This is a genomic window from Serratia sp. HNCC26DJ244 (genome assembly GCF_057180565.1).
Genome location: NZ_JBXUGO010000012.1, coordinates 80,502 through 99,830, shown reverse-complemented (window position 1 = coordinate 99,830; position 19,329 = coordinate 80,502). Strand labels below are relative to the sequence as shown.

Here is a 19,329-nt window from a genome sequence, read left to right as displayed (position 1 = left end):
TTTTTTCGCATTAGTTTTTTTCATGACAAAATAACAAAACCTGACTAATCAATAAGATAATAATACTAAAATCTGTTCATTTATCATGGCAAAGAGTAACCTTTCTCTCGCCGAGTGTCCGATTTGCCTCCCTCGAATAAGAATAATCGGTTGTTATCCCACCTTAAAATGCTGTAAAAATGTTAAGCAAAAGTGAATAAAAAACCACTTCGCTAAGGTGTGCAGTAAAAAATTAAAGGGCCACTACAGAGCTCACTCTTGCTCCACAAGTTAATTCCAGTTGCAAGGAACTCAGCCAATAGCCGATGGCTTGAAGGCAACAGGTATCTCTCTCATGACAGGTAAAACAGGACATCACCAGATGGTAGATCATTCTAAAATAACAACGGACACGCCCAGTGGTACGACAGATCATCTGCGACGGAATCTGACCAACCGACATATTCAGCTAATCGCCATTGGCGGAGCCATTGGTACAGGTTTGTTTATGGGGTCCGGCAAGACCATCAGCCTGGCCGGGCCCTCTATCATTTTCGTCTATATGATCATCGGCTTTATGTTGTTCTTCGTAATGCGTGCGATGGGCGAACTGCTGTTATCTAATTTGCAATACAAGTCCTTTAGCGATTTTGCTGCCGACCTACTAGGGCCCTGGGCCGGTTTTTTTACCGGCTGGACCTATTGGTTTTGTTGGGTGGTAACCGGTATTGCCGACGTAGTGGCCATTACTGCCTATGCACAGTTCTGGTTCCCTGAGCTGTCACAGTGGATTGCCTCTTTGCTGTGCGTGCTGCTACTGCTCAGCCTTAACCTGGCAACGGTGAAAATGTTCGGCGAAATGGAGTTCTGGTTTGCGATGATCAAAATTGTCGCCATCGTCGGTTTGATCGTGATTGGGCTGGTGATGATTGCCATGCAATTCCAGGCTCCCAATGGCAGCGTGGCCTCCTTCTCGCACCTGTGGAATGATGGTGGCATGTTCCCGAAAGGGATCAGCGGCTTCTTTGCTGGCTTTCAGATTGCCGTCTTCGCTTTTGTCGGCATCGAACTGGTGGGCACCACCGCCGCAGAAACCAAAGACCCTGAAAAAGTTCTGCCACGTGCCATCAACTCGATCCCTATTCGCATCATCATGTTTTACGTCTGCTCGCTGATCGTGATCATGGCCGTCACACCGTGGAATTCAGTGGTTGCCGACAAAAGCCCCTTTGTTGAATTGTTCGTGCTGATTGGCTTGCCTGCCGCTGCCAGCGTCATCAATTTTGTGGTACTGACCTCTGCGGCCTCTTCTGCAAACAGTGGCGTATTCTCCACCAGCCGCATGTTGTTCGGACTAGCACAAGAAGGAGATGCGCCAAAATCCTTTGCTACTCTCTCTAAGCGCTCAGTCCCCGCCAACGGCCTGACCTTCTCTTGCATCTGCCTGTTAAGTGGCGTGGTCTTGATCTATCTGATCCCCGATGTGATGACCGTCTTTACGCTGGTGACTACCGTCTCCGCCATCCTGTTTATGTTTGTCTGGACCATTATTCTTTGCTCGTATCTGGTCTATCGCAAACAGCGCCCGGCATTACACCAGAAATCAATCTACAAGATGCCAGCCGGTAAACTGATGTGCTGGGTATGTATGGCCTTCTTCGCCTTCGTCTTGGTGCTGCTATCACTGCGTGACGATACCCGCCAAGCCTTGGTCGTCACCCCGGTGTGGTTTGTTATTTTGGCGATCGGGTATCAATTTTGCCGCCGTAAGAAAATCGTCTGAGTTGATTAGCACCACGCCGCCAGTCTGTGCGGCGTGGTGCTCTCGCTTGCTGTGCCAGCCTCTTTAATTGGCAATCACAACGCATTGTCGTGCTGTCGTCATCTTGCTGTCGGGTTACTGTCGTGGAGAATTGACCAATAACTGCTTAAAATTAATGACATTCACGTCATTCAGGAGAACAGCATGCAACAATATCGGATTAAAGAGCTGCGTGTCGCCAAAGGTTGGTCACAGGAACAATTAGCAACCATTGCTGGGTTGAGTACTCGCACCATTCAACGCATCGAAAATGGTGAGCAGGCAAGTTTGGATACGCTCAATGCCATCGCTTATGCATTGGGGTTACTGGTCAATGAACTGACTTCCTCTCCTCAGTCCATAAGTACTGATGACGAAACACAGCAACAGCTTAAGCAAAAAATTGCTAATGAAACAATACTGTTGCATAAACTGTCGAGTTTTATCCTCCTCAGTTTGTTACTTCTGGCAGTGAATTGGTTCACCTCTCCACAATATTTATGGTCATTGTGGCCCATTGGTGCTATCGGATTAACAAGCGTTTTCCCGGTGCTTCGAACTCTGCTAGTACATACCCCTATCAACCGTTGGCAACAACGGCGGTTAGAAAAAAAACTCAAACTCCCCCATTAGTTTGCACCGTCGAAACATTTAAGGCCCTAAATGATGTTGGTTGCTATTCAAGCGATAAGCCTTGAATAGCAACCGATAAATTAACTGCGTTTTGACTGTGTACTGGTTAGCAAAGACTTGGTCACTTTAACCGCCTTGGCCGGATCACCAGCAACAAATTCGAGTGTGGGTGAATAGTAAAAAGGCAGCCACATGCCGAAATTATTCTCCCACTCCCATTTTACCGGGCATGGCCACAGAATATCTTCATATAGAATGTAATAGATCCAGCGCCCCTGTGGGCGGCGTGGCTTAAGACTTTTCATCGTTTGTTCAATAGCTTTCTCATGCCGATTCCTATGTCTCTTTTAAAGATACAACAAATCACGCAACGCTGACAGCCGCCAAATAGCCAAGGCGTCTCTCTTCAGATGTCCTGAGCGGACCGGCAGATTTGCTACGACATACCTGATTGATCAAACCTCAGGAAATAATCAGCTCGCACTGCCAGGAATAGAGATATTGCTGTCTGCCAATAACCCCATATTGTGATACATGGCACAAGCGGCATCCACAATGTGCATGGCAATAGCCGCACCACTCCCTTCACCCAAGCGCATATCCAAGTATAAATAGGGTGCCAACTGCAGGTGGTTGAGGGCGATGGTCGCACCTTTCTCGGCGGAAAAGTGCGATGGCAGCAGGTAGTGACGAACCTCAGGCGCAATAGCGCAGGCGGCCAATGCCGAAGCATAGGAAAGAAAACCATCCAGTAACACCGGTACTCCTGCTGCTGCTGCACCCAGCATCACCCCTGCCATACCCACCAAATCGTAGCCGCCGAGTTTGGCCAACACCTCTAAAGCATCTGAGCTATCAGGCTGGTTAACCGCAATGGCCTGACGCACAATATTAACCTTATGGTACAGGCGATCACTGGGGAAATTAGCCCCGATACCGACCACATCTTGCGGGTCACTGCCAGTAAACACGCTCACTAGCGCAGCAGCAGAGGTGGTATTGGCCATTCCTAATTCACCCACCCCAAACAACTTCACACCTTGCGCCGCTTGCTCAAGTGTCAACTGGGCACTGGCCAGCAACAAGGCCTCCGCCTGCTGCCGTGTCATGGCGGCTTCACGGGCAATATTGCCACTGCCACGGGCCACCTTCATATTGATTAACCCCGGTAGTGGTTCGCTGTCGATACCGACATCAATCACCTTCACTTCTGCTCCAGCATTAGCCGCCAACACGCAAACGCCGGTATTGCCTTTTAGCATATTCAATGCCTGGATCACGGTAACTTCACGTGGAGAAACCGCGACGCCTTCGGCATAAACGCCGTGGTCAGCCACCATAACCATAATCTGCTTACGCGTGGCAAGCATCTTGTCGAAGCCACGCATCCCAGCCAATTGAATAGCCAACTGCTCAAGGCGACCGAGACTACCAGGAGGTTTAAGTAAACCATCAATTCTTGCCGCCGCTTGTTGCATCGCGCCAGCATCTAGCGGGGTGATCATCTCGATTATCGAAGATAAGGTTTGCATCGTTGTATTCTCTTATATTGCAGGTTGCCAGTGGGTACGGCTGTTAAACACCCGTAGCGTGACAAATCCCTGGTTGATCTCCAGCACGCTATAACTCCCCTGTTCAAAATGGAAATGCCACATCCCGGCGGCAGGCATATTCAATAATCCAGCCATCAGCAAGCTCAGCGAACCTTGATGTGCTACCAGCAGGTAATCACCATCATTACTCTGGCTTAACAACCGTTGCACCTGCTGACTAATACGCTGGGAAAAGAGTGGGAAAGATTCACCCGCAGTGGGGCAAGCTTGCTGCCAATCTGCCAACCAGGCATCCCAAGCCTGGGTATCTTGCTGCTGTAACTCGCGGTGATGGCGCATTTCCCAGTCACCAAAATTCATTTCGTTAAAACCAGGATCGGTTTGCAGCACCAACGGACGTTGCCCAAGCACTGTGGTTGCGGTCTGACGCGCACGCAATAGTTCACTGCTCAACGCCTGGGTAAAGGGCACGGCAGCCAACCATTGCGCCACCTGCTGCGCCTGCAACTCACCTTGTGGGGTCAACGGTACATCCGTTATGCCACAGAACACCCCTTGCTGATTTGCCAAGGTTTGCCCATGTCGAACCAAAAATAAACGCATCAGACTCACTTATAACAGCCACTTATAACAACCACTTATAACAGCGCGATTAAAAAGACCAGCTCAGCCACTTCGACCCCAGCCCCCAAGGTATCGCCAGTCTGCCCACCCAAACGATGATTCAGATAAGCACGCAATAGTAGTTGCACCAGCAACGCACAGCCCAAAGCGAACAACGCCTTGCCATGCCCTAACAGCATGATCAGTATCGCCCCTATAATCAGTGTGGATAAGGTTTGTCCCAGGCTGATCTGGCCAATATAGAGGTTGCCCAAGCCCTCGCCTTCACGGGCATAACGTTGGCGGTACATCTGTAATACCAATACCGTGCGGCTGGCGACCCCTGCGGCGGCCAACATTGACAGCATTGGCAAATCACGCAATGCCAGTTCACTCACCAGCAAGACCTTCGCCAACACAATAAAAATCAGCGCCAACCCACCGTTGGTGCCAAGGCGGCTATCGCGCATGATGAGCAGCATCTTGTCACGGCTGCGAGCAGAGAAAACGCCATCACAGGTATCTGCCAAACCATCCAGATGAAAAGCACCGGTGACCAGCGCCAATGCCAGTACATAACCGAGTGCCGCCAGTGGGACACCACACCAGGGGGCTAATACAGTAAAAACGCCCCCACCAATAGCACCGACAATCAAGCCAATTAACGGAAAAACCACAATACCCCGGTGATACTGATGCAGAGCTACCCCTTGGGTGTAACGCTCAGGCAACGGAATACGCGTCATAAATTGGAGGGTAGCCAGAAACAGGCGCAAACTCATTTAATTTTTACCTCAATACCCGCAACCATTAAAAATACTGACTCAGCCGCCGCTGCCAAACGTTGGTTGACCCGCCCGGCAATATCACGAAAATGCCGCGCCAAACGGTTTTCAGGCACAATCCCCATCCCTAGCTCATTAGTCACCAGATAAATCATCGCTGGGCTGCGAGCACAGGCACCGAGCAATTCAGTCACCTGCTGTTGAATCTCTGTTTCTACTGCGTCGAAGTCGATCGCTTCAATGGCCGTCTCAGCAGTAAGCTCAAACATCAGGTTGGCAATCCAGGTGGTAATACACTCCAGGATCACCGCCTCGCCGGCCACCTGGGCATCAATGACCGGTGCTAAGGGCTGTGTTCCTTCCCAAGTACGCCAATGAGCAGGTCGGGCCTGACGATGCTGCTTAACCCGTTCCGCCATTTCATCATCAGTCACCACTGAGGTCGCGATATACAACACTTGGTTGCTGGCCTCTGCCGCCAATTTTTCTGCCAGAGAGCTCTTGCCACTCCGTGCGCCGCCAGTAATCAGGATCATTGGACAACCTCTTCACGATGCTCATTAATTATCTGATAAAGCCTGGCAATATCGAGATGTGCGCGCAGGGTCTCCGCTAAAATATCAAACTGCTGTTGTTTATAGGCGGCATAATTCAATTCTGGGCCAGCATAATTCGCTAACCCTTTACGCTGGCGTAATCCATTGAGTAGCAGACGGCAAAAGGCGTCATTGTTGAATAAACCGTGGATATAGCTGCCCAACACCTTGCCATCGCGGCTTACCGCCCCTTCTGGGGCGTGCTCTGGCTGGCCATTACGTTGAGTTAACTCAGCAAAAGGCAGGGCTTGATTGCCAAGCTGTGTGGCACCTTGATGAACTTCATAACCCGCCAGGGGCTGTCCAGCACAATCGCGCCATAGACCGGGTAAAACCGCCTGGCTAACGGCTGCCACCTGTGTGGTCACTTTTTGTGGTGCAAACTGAGTTTCCACATCCAGCAACCCCAAACCCGCCATTTGCGCTACGCCAGACTCTATCCCATCGATAATCTGTTTACCCAGCATCTGATAACCCCCGCAGATACCGACAATCGGCACCCCAGCCTGATGCTGCGCCAATAACGCCGTCGCCAATCCGTTTTGCTGCAACCATTGCAAATCCCCCAGGGTATTTTTGCTGCCCGGCAGGATAATCAGATCAGCCCCAGCCAGTTGCGCAGGGTGTGATACATAACGTAGCAGCACATCAGGTTGCGCTGAAAGCGCATTAAAATCGGTAAAGTTGGCAATATGAGGTAATTGGATCACCACGATATTCAGCACTTGCTCAGCCACGGCAGGGGCGTATTGACCATTTTGCAACGCCACGCCATCCTCATCTTCCAGATCAATATTCATCCAAGGGATGACACCCAATACCGGTACCCCCGTCAAGGCTTCAATCTGTTCCAATCCCGACTGCAGTAACCTGATATCACCCCGAAACTTGTTGATGATGACCCCTTTTACCCGGGCTTTTTCTTCAGGCTGCAACAAAGCCAAGGTGCCATAAATAGCTGCGAACACCCCACCACGATCAATATCCGCTACCAACAATACCGGCGCCTGCGCCATCGCTGCCATGGCCATATTAACCATGTCCCGCTCACGCAAGTTGATCTCTGCCGGGCTACCCGCCCCCTCCAGCACCATCAACTCATATTCACTGGCCAGACTGTGGTAGGCCTGACTAATTTTTTGTTGCAGTTGTTGTTTATCTTGGTGATAGGTCGCCGCATCCCTATTGCCAACGACTTTGCCCATCAGCACCATCTGAGTCAGATGGGACCCGGTGGGTTTCAATAATATCGGGTTCATCCGCACATCGGGTTCAATACCTGCGGCCTCCGCCTGAAAAATCTGCGCCCGCCCCATCTCTTCACCACGGGCAGTAATACCAGAATTCAACGCCATATTCTGTGCCTTGAACGGCGCGACACGATAGCCATCCTGGGCAAAAATCCGACATAAACCGGCAACCAAGAGGCTTTTACCCACATCGGAAGCCGTTCCTTGCACCATGACACATCGCTTCATCATCTCTCTCCACTTCGCCCAGGCACCATCTTAACCTATTGTTTCATCTGCTTTTAACTATTGCGCGCTCAATTTGCCGATGGATAAAGACAACAAAAATGGGGCTCTAACCAGGCCCCATTCCCTCTACCCATAACGCGATTACCGCTATTAAAACAAACCGCTCAGCAAGCCAATGCCCAGTAATGATGAACCGCCGCCAATTAAACGGGGCCACAGGATGTGGGTACGCGAAGAGGCCAACAGATAACCGATCGCCAAACCGCACAGATGAAGTAATACCGTGGCAATCACCATACCAGAAAGTGCAGCGGCAGAGTGAGAAAGCTCGGCGCCATGTGCCAAACCATGGAAAACCGCAAAAGCACCAATGATCAGCGCGCCACTGATCGCCGACAATTTCAGTTGCAGGGCTACCATCAGGCCGATACCCAGTAGTGACCCCGCCACGATCAGTTCAGTGCCCGGTAGCGTCACTCCGGCCATCCCCACCACTGCCCCCATCAACAATAAAGCGGCAAAGGCCAGCGGTGCCAGCCACCATTGCCGGGTATTCATGGCACTCCAGACCCCTACCAGGATCATGGCAACCAGATGGTCCATACCGGTCAGTGGGTGGATAAAACCTTCAGTAAAACTCAACACATGATGAGTGCCACCATCATGCCCCACATGAGCCAAAGCCAACATCGGGAATAGCGCCAATAGAGATACAGCCATAGTTTTGACAATAATACGCATTGTGATCACCAAAATAGTTTTACCCTTGCAACCTGAAGTTGATTGGATAGGTTAACGTTAAAATCCATGATTACTGATTGAACTCAGGTATAGACTCCTTCTTATCATCCGATAATGAGTGATAGCCGGCTGCTGTAATAAGCGCCTGCCCTAATGCCACCCCGCCATCGCCCGCAGGCAAACGTGATGGCAGCAAAACCTGTAACCCCGCCAACTGTTGCACTAATAACCGCCGCAACAAGGTGTTATGTAATACCCCACCAGACAAGACGACGGTATCAATACCGTGCTTATCTGCCGCACTCCGTGCCAGTTGCGCAAAACCCTGTGCTAATGCCCAATGAAAAGCGTAAGCACGCTGGGCTGGCGAGGCACGATAACTCAGCCATTGCCGCCAGAAAGTGGCCAAGTCCAACTGGTGACCAAGCAAAGGCAACGTCACCGGTGGGTTAGCATGATGGCCCTGATGTGCCAAGGCCTCGAGTTGGCAGGCGGCTTCCCCTTCCCAGGATATTTGCGTTGGAACAATCCGCAACGCCGCGGCCACTGCATCAAACAAGCGCCCGGTAGAAGAGGCCAAGGGTGAATTGATGCGCCGCTCAATCGCCCGAGCCAAGGTGGTCGCTTGCGGTTGCGGCAGCGCACTGGCTTCCGGCAACTGTTGCCAATCTGGCACAAAGCGTAAAAACTGCGCCAACAAATTGCGCCAGGGTTGATGTGCTGCCAGGTCCCCTCCCGGTAATGCCACCGCTGGCAAGCCGCCAAGATGTTCACAGTGTTGATAGCCCACCAGCAAGCACTCGCCGCCCCACAGTTGACCCGCCATGCCATAACCCAATCCATCCAGAGCCAAGCCAATCACTTTGCCACCATGACGCGGCCAGGCATGTTCCATCAGGCAGGAGACCAAATGCGCATGATGATGAAAGGTTTCCACACAGGGAATCTCCTGCTGCTTAGCCAAGGCTTTCCCCTGTTGATGGCTAAGATAGCCAGGGTGGGCGTCAACCGCCACAACCTGAGGGGTAACGCCATACATCTCACCAAATAGCGCGATCAATTGTTGCTGCTGTTGTTGGGTCGCTTCATCACCTAATGATCCCAAATGCTGGCTTACTACCGCCTGGTCATCCCATAACAAACAGAAGGTGTTTTTGTTATCGGCACCCAAGGCCAAAACAGCTGGCTGAGCAGTAAAGCCAGGGGGCAAGGTGATGGCATCTGGCACATAACCCCGCGCCCGGCGTAGCATCTCGGTGCCCTGCTCAGTGAGCCGCAACAAAGAGTCATCTGCCCGCTGAACGATCTCGCGGTTATGCAGCAACCAGAGGTCGGCAATCCCGGCGAGCTGTGACAACGCTTGTTGATTGGTTAATGCCGGGGGTTTCCCCGCAGGATTGCCAGAGGTCATCACCAATGGGCGAGCAACTTGTTGCAACAATAGGTGTTGCAGGGGGTTGGCAGGCAACATGACGCCAATCTCACCTAACCCGGGGGCGATCTCTGCACACAACGGACTCTGTGGGTGTTCTGGCAGCAAAACTATTGGGGCTGCCGGGCTCTGCAGCACCTGAAGTAACTCGCTGATTTCTGCCACCTGAACACAGGCTTGCAACCAGTTGGTATCAGGTACCATCACCGCCAACGGTTTGGCTGGGCGATGTTTACGCAAACGCAGGCACTGCACCGCTTGCGGGTTGGTGGCATCACAAGCCAGATGAAAACCACCAATCCCTTTCACCGCGACAATCTTCCCCGCCAGCAGCGCTTGTGCCGCCATTTGCACCGCTTGATCTGCGGTTGCCATCACCTCACCTTGCCCGTCACTCAGCCAAAGCTGTGGGCCGCAAACTGGGCAAGCGTTAGGTTGCGCATGAAATCGGCGGTCCGCCGGGTTCTGGTACTCGGCCTGGCATTGCGGGCACAGCGGGAAAGCATGCATGGAAGTATTGGGGCGATCATAGGGCATACGATAAATGATGGTAAAACGTGGGCCACAATGCGTGCAGTTAATAAAGGGATAGTGATAACGCCGGTTACTGGGTGAGTTCAATTCCTGCAAGCAGCAGGCACACGTGGCGGCATCTGCCACAATATGAGTACCCAGTGGCCCGGCCCCACTACTGACAATGGCAAAGTCCTTTGGCTCCTGCTGCCAGCAAAAAGGTTGCGAGATAATGCTGTCAACACGGGCTAACGGGGGGCATTCTAGCGGCAAAATACGTAAAAACTCCGCAATGTCAGGGGATGACCACAAACAGATCACCACACCGGCACCATCATTACTGACTTCACCACGCAGATTAAACCGCTGGGCTAATAACCAGATATAAGGGCGAAACCCCACGCCTTGTACTTTGCCTTTGACTCGCAGGCGCAGGCCGTTATCACCAAGCATGGTATCTTGTTCCAGCGCTTCGCTATGGACCATCCTACCCTTCTTGTCGTCCCCGTTATCATTCAAGCTCAGCAAAATGCCCTAGCCAGCTAAACCAAATAAACCAACTTCGCCAACTATGCCAGCTAAACCAACTAGCAAATTCGCGGTAAAGGTTCATCCAACGGGAGGTCCAGCGTGCGGGTCACCCCAAACAACCCGGTCAGGCAAACCCGCCGCTTTTCTGTGGTATGACCAATCACGGCGGCCTCTCGCCCCAGAGGGTGCTGATGCAAAGCGGCCAGTACTTCGGCCTCGGCTTCCGGTGACACCACCAGCACCAACTTGCCTTCATTGGCAAAGTTAAGTACATCCAACCCCAGTAACTCGCAAATGCCTCTCACTGTCGGTTTTACCGGCAAGGCGCTTTCATTAATTGCCATACCGCAACCGCTGGCTGCCGCAAACTCATGCAATACCGCTGTGACGCCGCCACGGGTGGCATCACGCAACGCACGCACACCGGCAATCGGCAGCAAAGGGGCAATCAGCGGGGCTAACAAGGCACAATCGCTAACCAGATCACTTTCCAGCCCCAACCCCTCGCGCAGATTGAGAATGGTCGCCCCATGGTCGCCCAAGGTACCGCTGACAATAATGCTGTCCCCCTGGCGGATCTGCTCGGTTCCCCAGTGAACATCTGTTGGGATCACACCAAACCCGGTGGTATTGATAAAAATTTTATCTACCGCGCCACGAGGGACCACCTTGGTATCACCGGTAACAATTTCTATACCCGCCTGTTGTGCTGTGCTGGCCATCGATTGGACGATACGTTGCAAGGTGCTATAGGCCAGCCCCTCCTCTAGGATCATGCCACAACTTAAATAACGCGGTTGCGCACCACTGACCGCCACATCATTCGCGGTGCCACACACCGCCAGTTTGCCAATATCACCACCTGGAAAAAAAATCGGGTCAATCACATAGCTGTCGGTGGACACCGCCAGGCGATCACCACTGGCACAGAGCTCACTTAATGCAATACGCGCCTGATCTTCCCGCGCATTCAACGCTGGGTTGGCAAACGCCGATAAAAACAGCTCTTCAATCAGGGACTGCATGGCACGCCCCCCATTGCCATGGGCTAGGGTAATTTCCCGCTCTCTGCTTTCTTGGCGCATTATGCGTTCTCTCTTCGATACTGGTAATAAGCGGAACAGGCCCCTTCGGATGACACCATCAAGGCACCAAAAGCATTCTCTGGTGTGCATTGCTGGCCAAATAGCGGGCACGCATCGGGTTTACAACGGCCAGTCAACACCTCGCCGCAACGGGCTCGGGGATCATCGGCAACACGTTGGGCTTGGGGTTTAAAGCGTAGTTCGGCATCAAAATCCGCATACTCCGCTTTAATTTGCATACCTGAGTGCGGTATCTCACCCAGGCCACGCCATTCACTGTTCTCTTTCGGGCAAAATACCTCGTCTATCGCCCGCCGAGCCAACAGGTTGCCTTGATCCGGCACAATACGCCGGTATTGATTTTCCACCACGCAGCGGCCATCACGGAATTGTTCCAGTAACATCACCAGCCCTTGCAGTATATCCAGCGGTTCAAACCCAGTGACCACTAACGGTTTATGATGATCGGTAGCAATAAACTGATAAGGGGCGATGCCCAATACCATGCTGACATGGCCCGGTGCCAAAAAGCCGTCAATACGCACATCCGGTTGCTCCAGCAGGCAACGCAACGCCGGGATCAAAATAATATGTTGGCAAAACAGGCTGAAATTGCGCAAGTTACGCTGCCGAGCCTGCTGCAAAGCCAAGGCACTGGCTGGCATGGTGGTTTCAAACCCGATACCAAAAAACACCACTTCGCGTTGTGGGTTTTCACTCGCCAGTTGCAGGGCATCCAGTGGAGAATAGACCACGCGGATATCCGCACCATGGCGACGGGCATCCAGTAATGAGCCATTACGGCCGGGAACACGCATCGCATCGCCGTAGGTGCAGAAAATCACCTCTGGATGGGCGGCAATTTCCCGGCAGCTATCAATTCTGCCCATCGGCAATACACACACCGGGCAACCCGGCCCGTGTACAAACTCCAGGTTATCCGGCAGCAACTGATCAAGGCCGAATCTGAAAATCGCATGGGTATGCCCGCCACACACTTCCATGATTTGTAGCGGCAAGTGTTGCCCCGGTGGTAACGACAACATTAATTGCTCGATGCGCCGCAACAGTGAGTGGCATAAGGTCGGATCACGAAACTCATCAATGTAGCGCATCAGTCTCTCCTACATCAGTCTCTCCAGCCTTGGGTTCAAAGCCGACGAGCTGCATCTGCTGCAACGCCGCCAAGGTTTCCTGCGCCTCCTGTTCATCAAGCAGGCTCATGGCACAACCGGCATGAATCAGTACCCACTGGCCGATTAATACCTGCGGAGACCCTTCACAAACCAGCGCAATATTCACGCGCACCGTCACCCCGCACACCTCCACCCAAGCCAATTGGTGAATATCCTCACCCACGGCGGTCACTTTACCGGGTATGCCAATGCACATTACTGTGCCTCCAACCAGTTCAACCAAAGTTCCATCCCTTCACCACTAACGGCTGAAAGCGTGATCACCTGGATGTCTGGATTCACATGACGGGCAAATTCAATACATTTTTCAACAGAAAAATTCACATAAGGCAGGAGATCAATCTTGTTGATGATCATCAAGCTCGAAGCCGCAAACATATGCGGGTACTTGAGTGGTTTGTCTTCCCCTTCGGTGACGGACAGCACAGCAATTTTATGCCGCTCCCCCAAATCGAAGCTGGCAGGGCACACCAGATTGCCGACATTCTCAATAAACAGCAGGCTGTTATCCTGCAACTTGAGGCGATGGGCCGCATCATGCACCATTTGTGCATCAAGATGGCAACCTTTACCGGTATTCACCTGAATCGCCGGGACACCAGTGGCACGAATGCGCTCAGCATCATTGCTGGTTTGCTGATCACCCTCAATCACTGCGCAAGGTACTTTGCTTGCCAAGCGTTGCAGCGTGGCCGTCAGCAAGGTGGTTTTACCGGACCCAGGGCTGGAAACCAGATTCAGCACCAGAATGTGCTGGGCACTGAAATGTTCACGATTATGCGCCGCCAACTGGTTATTTTTACTCAAAACATCCTGCTCAATCTGCACCAGGCGGCGTTGTGTCATACCCGGCGCATGGTTCCCGGCAGCACCCTGTCCATAGTGCAGATCTTGCGTATCGGGCTGAACTTCAGGTGTAAAAGGCTCCGCTGCGGGCACGCCTGAATAATGGTGGTGGACATCACCTTGATGGTAATAATAGTGATGATGATTGATCACCACCGCCGCAGGCCCTTGATGCTGATGTGCTTCGCCATGGTGGTGGCCGTGATGATGGTGACCGTGGTCGTGATGGTGGTGGTCGTGATGATGATCTTCAGGATGATCGTGATGATGATGTTCATCACCCTCGATGCTTTTCTCTCCCAAGCCGCAACCGCAAGTTGTACACATGGTTTGCACTCCTCAAAATGATTCTACTTCTATCTGCTTGAGTCGCAGGCTTTCGCCACTCTCAACACGCAGTGTATGGCCACCACACTGTGGGCAGCCGGCATCATGTTGTTCTATATACACACTGGCGCTGCAATCCCAGCACCAGGCTTGAGCGGGTTGATAACTCAACCGCAGTTGGCACCCCTCCGCCAGCGTATAGCGGCTGGCACTGGCAAAGCTGAAACGCAAAGCCTGTTCCTCAATACAGGAAAGTGCGCCAATTTCCAGCCAGACCGCAGTCACCCGTTTGGCACCGTGCTGTCGGGCTTGTTGCTCTATCAACTCCATGGTGCTCAAGCACAAGCTGATTTCATGCATTAACACCCTTCCCTAATGGTAAACGTAACAACGCCCGGCGCCGCAGATTGCTGGGAATGGTGCTATTTACCACCGGTAACGCCAGTGCCATGCGCGCGGTGTGTTCCGCCAAGGCCACTGCCTGTTGCGCACTCAGATGGGGAGCCAGGGGTGACATTAACGACGAGGCCAGATACTGCCCGCAGCCCTCAATTTGCCCCACGGTAAAATTCACGTTGCCACAAGGCAGGACCAAGGCCAATTTATCCCCTACTGCCCGCTGCTGCCAGGTTTGATCAGGGCCAGGCAGCACCAGTAAGCTAAGCATCCACGGGGTCAACAAGCTACCAATCCATTGTTGTTCAAAGAGCTGAAAACCACAGGCACGCACCGGAATCTGGGGTTGGAAAAAGGGCAACTGAGCTATTTCTCCATCACCAACTTGCTGAAAGGCACATTCCAACTGTGCAGCAGGATTAAGCTGAAAACCACTATTCGCTGATTGCATCAGCCACCTCTCTGGGTTGCACTACCACCCCACTGTGTTGTAGCGCCACCAGAACCTGTGCCAATGCTGGTTCAATTGCCTGGTTGACCACGGTTGTCAGGCCAATACCCGGTTGTAGTGATTCGGGTACCACGCCCACCAGCGTTAACCGCTGGGGGAATTCATCCGTCAGCCGCAATGCCATCAACACGTCAGAAAGCCCCAGTTGATGGGGTGAAACCTTGCGCGTAAACATCGCCGGGATCTCCTCATCATGCAGCACTTCAACACTGCCTGGCGCACTGCCGGTCAGCACCGCATCCGCCACAATCAGGTGATCGCGATCGGCCATCGCCTCCATCAACTCCATTCCCGAGGTGCCACCGTCCAGCACCTCGACATAGGCTGGTAAACAGTAGCGCTGCTCCAATGCTTCAACGATGCGCACCCCCACCGCCTCATCGCTTAACAACAGGTTGCCTATTCCTAACACCAATATTCTCATTACAACACCTTGACTTTCGTCACTTCATTGCCGGTGGTGTCGACAATATGCACAGCACATGACATGCAAGGGTCAAAGGAGTGAATGGTACGGATCACCTCGAGCGGTTTAGCGACATCCGCTACTGGTGTTCCAACCAACGCACGTTCATAAGGACCAGGCTCGTCATTGTAATTACGCGGCCCGGCGTTCCAGGTTGAAGGCACCACCGCTTGGTAGTTGGCAATTTTGCCATCCTTAATCACCACCCAGTGTGAAAGTGCGCCCCGGGGGGCTTCAATAAAGCCGACACCGCGCACTTCACCGGTTAACGGGATCTGCGGCGGGATAAAGGTTTGATGGTCACCACTGCCAATATTACTCACCAGCGCATGCCACTGCTGATTCAAGGTACCATGTAATACACAGGCATGTATTGCTCGTCCGACAATCCGCCCCAGCGTAGAAGGTAATTGCTCTGCGGTTAATGGCTTGCCAGCCAGGGTTTGGTAGGTCCGGCTAACCTGGGCAAAATAGTTCTGCGTCGGTTGATGTTTCGCTTCCAGACTACACAACAACCAGGCTAGAGGCCCCATTTCCACCGCCTTGCCGTAGAAGGTGGGGGATTTCACCCAGGAGTACTTACCATCCTCTTGCCAGCCGGTGTAATTCGGCCGGGTCAGCCCTTCCCACGGCGCTAGTGGTTTATCATCCTGATACCAGGCGTGCTTGCCACTCTCCTCAATCCCTTTAATCAGATAATCATCATACTGGTTAGCTATTGGGCGGAACTGGCCATTTTCCAGATATCCCCCCGGTAACAGAAATTGCTGCCCCTTACGGTCGGTGGGCATTTCCGGTACACACAGATAACAATCTGCCCCTTTGCCAATGGTTAACCAATGGGGGTAATGCGCTGCAATCACCGCGCTATCCACCAGATAAACCTGTTCGATAAAGTCGCCCAGGCGATCAATAAAACTTTTCAGGTACATCAGGCGCTCGAGGTTCAAAACGCTGGGGGCATCGAGATTAATCGGGTTAGCTACCCCGCCTACCGCCAGGTTTTGAATATGCGGGGTTTTGCCGCCCAATAGCGCCACCACGCGGTTAGCATCGCGCTGGCACTCCAAGGCTTGCAGATAGTGGGCCACCGCAATCAGGTTAATCTCTGGTGGTAACACCATCGCCGGATGGCCCCAGTAACCGTTGGCGAAGATACCTAACTGGCCACTGTCTACCAGATCTTTAATCTTCTGCTGCACACGGCTAAATTCGGCCGCACTGTTCAATGACCAGATTGACACGCCATTGAGCAAATCAGCCGCCTTTTGTGGGTCGGCCTGCAACGCAGAGGTGATGTCGACCCAATCCAGGGCCGACAATTGATAGAAGTGCACAATATGGTCATGAATACTGTGGGCAGCCATAATGATATTGCGGATGTACTGGGCATTGACCGGGACTTCCATACCCAGCGCATTCTCTACCGCACGGACCGAAGCCAAGGCATGAATGGTGGTGCAAACACCGCAAATCCGTTGCACGATCATCCAGGCATCCCGCGGGTCATTGCCCTGAACAATCTCTTCCATACCCCGCCACATGGTGCCGGAAGACCAGGCTTTGGTTACCAGGCCATTTTCAATTTCGCAATCAATACGCAGGTGTCCCTCAATGCGGGTGACGGGATCAATGGTGATGCGTTGGCTCATGTTCCACCTCTAACTCTAATGGTTTGTTTTCATGATTGTTTTCATGATTGTTTTTATGCGGGTGTTGGCGTGCAGGTAGCACCGGCAATAGCCGGATCAACAGGATGTACGCACACACTTCAATTGCCACAAAGCCAATGGAGATCAACAGTTCACTGGCGGTCGGGAAGTAGCCATAACCACTGCCGGGGTCATAAGCCAGTAGCGAGTAATTTAACCGCCAGAACGAGGCCCCGCAGACCATACTCAACGCACCAATAAACAGCAGGCGTGAGTCGCTACGATTGTGTTGCCAACGGAACAGCAATAGTGGCAGTAACATCAGTAAAATCTCTAGCCAAAACGAGATGGCGAAGCGATCGAGATGCCACAGATAGCCCGTTTTATTACGCCAAATCAGCTCGCCAAAGCGCAAAACAATAAATAACAGCAGGATGATGTCGATGGTGTAAGTCAAACGGCTAAAGAGTGGGGTTTCATTGGCTCCTTTGCCCCGTAACCCCGCTTGCACCAATGACCCTTCGAAAATCACAATCGAAAAACCGAGAATAGCGGCGGTCAGCAGCGAAAACAGCGGCAACATTTCATAGCTTTGCCACAGTGGATGCACCTTGATACCTGCCGCAATCATCAATGAACCCATTGACGACTGGTGCATAGCTGGCAACAACGCTCCCAGCGCGATAACAAAGAACATCACCTTATTAAGCCACTTGAGCGAAACCTTCCAGCCCAGGCGCTCAAACAGTGCCGGAGCAAACTCCAGTGCTACCACGCCGATGTAGATAGTCATACAGACGGCGGTTTCAAACAGCACCGACGATGTATTGAAATGGCCAGGAATATAGAAGTAAGGCAAGTTCCAATAACGGCCGACATCAATAGTGATGGAGAGCCCCCCGAGCGCATAGCCAAACAAGCTGGCTAACAGCGCAGGCCGCACCAACGGATGGTACTCACCCCGGTTGAAGACATACACCGCCCAGGCTAAAGCCCAACCGCCACAGGCCAACCCGGTCCCCACCAACAGATCAAAGGCGATCCAGATCCCCCAGGGAAAACCGCCATTCAAGTCAGATACCGCTCCCAACCCGAACACCAGACGTTTGAGGATCAACAGCAGGCACAGCACCACAAAAGGTGCCAGCAACATCACCGGCCAACTGACCAACCGCCCGCCAAGGGGCTGCATTTTATGCGTCGTCATGCTCATCCTCCTTCTTCTTCTGAGATTCATGACGCGTATTGCGTTGAACCAGGAAGGTGATCCCTGCCAATGCGGCAAACGGCAGCACCATGCCTTTATATAACGAGTGCTGTACATGCTCAGAACGCGCACCGGTAGCCAGATCATCCAGTAGCGGCAGGCCCAGATTTTCGAAAGGCACCCCGGTCAGTACCAATACTTGGGTGCCTCCCCCTTCGTGTTCGCCATACAGATGCGGCTGGTAATGGGCCAATGGGCGCTCATAGTTGTCACCAGTCTGTAAGGTTTGCCGTGGGAAGCGGTAATTCTCTCCTGGTGTGGCGGCCAGACGCTGCTTGGCCTCAGCCATCAGCTGTTCACGGGTACCAAAAATCACCGCCCCGGTTGGGCAGACCTCAACGCATCCCGGCAGGCCGCCCTTATCCAGCCGTTCCAGCCCTTTCTGGTTGCACAGTTCACACTTGTGGATCTGACCAAACGGATTGTCGTAGTCATACTTCGGCACATTGAATGGACAGCCCACCATGCAGTAACGGCAACCGGTGCAGACATCGGGGTTATAGTGCACAATGCCGGTTTTTGGGTCTTTCCGTAACGCCTGCACCGGGCAGACGGAAACGCAGTTGGGATCGACACAATGCATGCACTGTTTTTTGATATAGGCATAACCATTGTCTACCTGATCTTTATGCTGCCCATCGCCACTGGTCCATACCTGAATAATATTGTTGGTATAGGGGCTGAGTTTATCGTTATTCGACCAGGTTGCCGCGGTACCGGCATAGGCATAGGTTTCACCATGCGGTTCATCGCTATGATTGAGTCGTTGACACTGGCTGACACAAGCCTGGCACCCTACGCATAAGGTTGAGTCATACAACATCCCTAATGCATTGGGGATTGGGGCCTTATTTTCCGCCCCTGCCTGTACGCGAGGCACAACGCCTGCCAGCATCGCACCGCCTGAGGCCAGTTTTAAAAAGTGACGTCGGTTCACT

Annotated in this window: 20 protein-coding genes; 2 read left to right on the top strand and 18 right to left on the bottom strand. The window is 52.5% G+C overall.

The window, feature by feature from the left end:
• The first annotated feature begins 361 nt into the window (after positions 1-361).
• Positions 362-1,762: a D-serine/D-alanine/glycine transporter gene (gene cycA, locus AC2A06_RS11615; protein ID WP_473197512.1), complete on the top strand. Its 1,401-nt coding sequence runs from the start codon at positions 362-364 to the stop codon at positions 1,760-1,762.
• Positions 1,763-1,945: 183 nt separating this feature from the next.
• Positions 1,946-2,413: a helix-turn-helix domain-containing protein gene (locus AC2A06_RS11610; protein ID WP_484380358.1), complete on the top strand. Its 468-nt coding sequence runs from the start codon at positions 1,946-1,948 to the stop codon at positions 2,411-2,413.
• Positions 2,414-2,493: 80 nt separating this feature from the next.
• Here AC2A06_RS11610 and AC2A06_RS11605 read toward each other — a convergent pair whose 3' ends face one another.
• The 18 genes from AC2A06_RS11605 to hybA all read right to left on the bottom strand — a co-directional run bounded on the left by AC2A06_RS11605 (position 2,494) and on the right by hybA (position 19,328).
• Entirely contained in the window at positions 2,494-2,718 is a 225-nt protein-coding gene (locus AC2A06_RS11605; RefSeq protein ID WP_023490419.1) for a hypothetical protein, read from the bottom strand.
• 168 nt (positions 2,719-2,886) lie between these two features.
• Complete coding sequence (gene cobT, locus AC2A06_RS11600; RefSeq protein WP_484380357.1) at positions 2,887-3,945, bottom strand: nicotinate-nucleotide--dimethylbenzimidazole phosphoribosyltransferase; 1,059 nt, start codon at positions 3,943-3,945, stop codon at positions 2,887-2,889.
• 12 nt (positions 3,946-3,957) lie between these two features.
• Positions 3,958-4,569 (bottom strand): adenosylcobalamin/alpha-ribazole phosphatase, encoded by a 612-nt coding sequence (locus AC2A06_RS11595; protein WP_484380356.1) that lies wholly within the window; start codon positions 4,567-4,569, stop codon positions 3,958-3,960.
• A gap of 35 nt (positions 4,570-4,604) precedes the next feature.
• Complete coding sequence (gene cobS / locus AC2A06_RS11590) at positions 4,605-5,351, bottom strand: adenosylcobinamide-GDP ribazoletransferase (protein WP_484380355.1); 747 nt, start codon at positions 5,349-5,351, stop codon at positions 4,605-4,607.
• Positions 5,348-5,890, bottom strand: coding sequence for a bifunctional adenosylcobinamide kinase/adenosylcobinamide-phosphate guanylyltransferase (cobU, locus tag AC2A06_RS11585; protein ID WP_484380354.1), 543 nt, complete (start codon positions 5,888-5,890; stop codon positions 5,348-5,350). The genes cobS and cobU overlap by 4 nt, the downstream gene beginning before the upstream one ends.
• Positions 5,887-7,428 carry a cobyric acid synthase gene (locus AC2A06_RS11580; RefSeq protein ID WP_484380386.1) on the bottom strand — a complete coding sequence of 514 codons (1,542 nt, stop codon included), beginning with the start codon at positions 7,426-7,428 and terminating at the stop codon, positions 5,887-5,889. Before AC2A06_RS11580 ends, cobU begins: the two co-directional genes overlap by 4 nt.
• 150 nt (positions 7,429-7,578) lie before the next feature.
• Positions 7,579-8,169, bottom strand: coding sequence for a HupE/UreJ family protein (locus AC2A06_RS11575; protein ID WP_484380353.1), 591 nt, complete (start codon positions 8,167-8,169; stop codon positions 7,579-7,581).
• Positions 8,170-8,239: 70 nt separating this feature from the next.
• On the bottom strand, positions 8,240-10,600 hold the full coding sequence (hypF, locus tag AC2A06_RS11570; RefSeq protein ID WP_484380352.1) for a carbamoyltransferase HypF: 2,361 nt from the start codon (positions 10,598-10,600) through the stop codon (positions 8,240-8,242).
• A 101-nt stretch (positions 10,601-10,701) separates the two neighbouring features.
• Positions 10,702-11,730: a hydrogenase expression/formation protein HypE gene (gene hypE, locus AC2A06_RS11565; protein WP_484380351.1), complete on the bottom strand. Its 1,029-nt coding sequence runs from the start codon at positions 11,728-11,730 to the stop codon at positions 10,702-10,704.
• Positions 11,730-12,845 carry a hydrogenase formation protein HypD gene (gene hypD, locus AC2A06_RS11560; protein ID WP_473197505.1) on the bottom strand — a complete coding sequence of 372 codons (1,116 nt, stop codon included), beginning with the start codon at positions 12,843-12,845 and terminating at the stop codon, positions 11,730-11,732. Before hypD ends, hypE begins: the two co-directional genes overlap by 1 nt.
• Entirely contained in the window at positions 12,832-13,122 is a 291-nt protein-coding gene (hybG, locus tag AC2A06_RS11555) for a hydrogenase maturation factor HybG (RefSeq protein ID WP_484380350.1), read from the bottom strand. The genes hypD and hybG overlap by 14 nt, the downstream gene beginning before the upstream one ends.
• Positions 13,122-14,099, bottom strand: coding sequence for a hydrogenase nickel incorporation protein HypB (hypB, locus tag AC2A06_RS11550; RefSeq protein WP_484380349.1), 978 nt, complete (start codon positions 14,097-14,099; stop codon positions 13,122-13,124). Before hypB ends, hybG begins: the two co-directional genes overlap by 1 nt.
• A 12-nt stretch (positions 14,100-14,111) precedes the next feature.
• The gene (hypA, locus tag AC2A06_RS11545) at positions 14,112-14,459 is read right to left on the bottom strand and encodes a hydrogenase maturation nickel metallochaperone HypA (protein WP_484380348.1); all 348 of its coding nucleotides are present in this window, start codon (positions 14,457-14,459) and stop codon (positions 14,112-14,114) included.
• On the bottom strand, positions 14,452-14,946 hold the full coding sequence (gene hybE, locus AC2A06_RS11540; protein ID WP_484380347.1) for a hydrogenase-2 assembly chaperone: 495 nt from the start codon (positions 14,944-14,946) through the stop codon (positions 14,452-14,454). The genes hypA and hybE overlap by 8 nt, the downstream gene beginning before the upstream one ends.
• Entirely contained in the window at positions 14,930-15,430 is a 501-nt protein-coding gene (locus tag AC2A06_RS11535; RefSeq protein ID WP_484380346.1) for a HyaD/HybD family hydrogenase maturation endopeptidase, read from the bottom strand. Before AC2A06_RS11535 ends, hybE begins: the two co-directional genes overlap by 17 nt.
• The gene (gene hybC, locus AC2A06_RS11530; protein WP_484380345.1) at positions 15,430-17,124 is read right to left on the bottom strand and encodes a hydrogenase 2 large subunit; all 1,695 of its coding nucleotides are present in this window, start codon (positions 17,122-17,124) and stop codon (positions 15,430-15,432) included. Before hybC ends, AC2A06_RS11535 begins: the two co-directional genes overlap by 1 nt.
• A complete protein-coding gene (gene hybB / locus AC2A06_RS11525; RefSeq protein ID WP_484380344.1) occupies positions 17,102-18,331 on the bottom strand; it encodes a Ni/Fe-hydrogenase cytochrome b subunit in 1,230 nt (409 codons plus the stop codon). The genes hybC and hybB overlap by 23 nt, the downstream gene beginning before the upstream one ends.
• A complete protein-coding gene (hybA, locus tag AC2A06_RS11520) occupies positions 18,318-19,328 on the bottom strand; it encodes a hydrogenase 2 operon protein HybA (protein WP_484380343.1) in 1,011 nt (336 codons plus the stop codon). The genes hybB and hybA overlap by 14 nt, the downstream gene beginning before the upstream one ends.
• Position 19,329 lies beyond the last annotated feature (1 nt).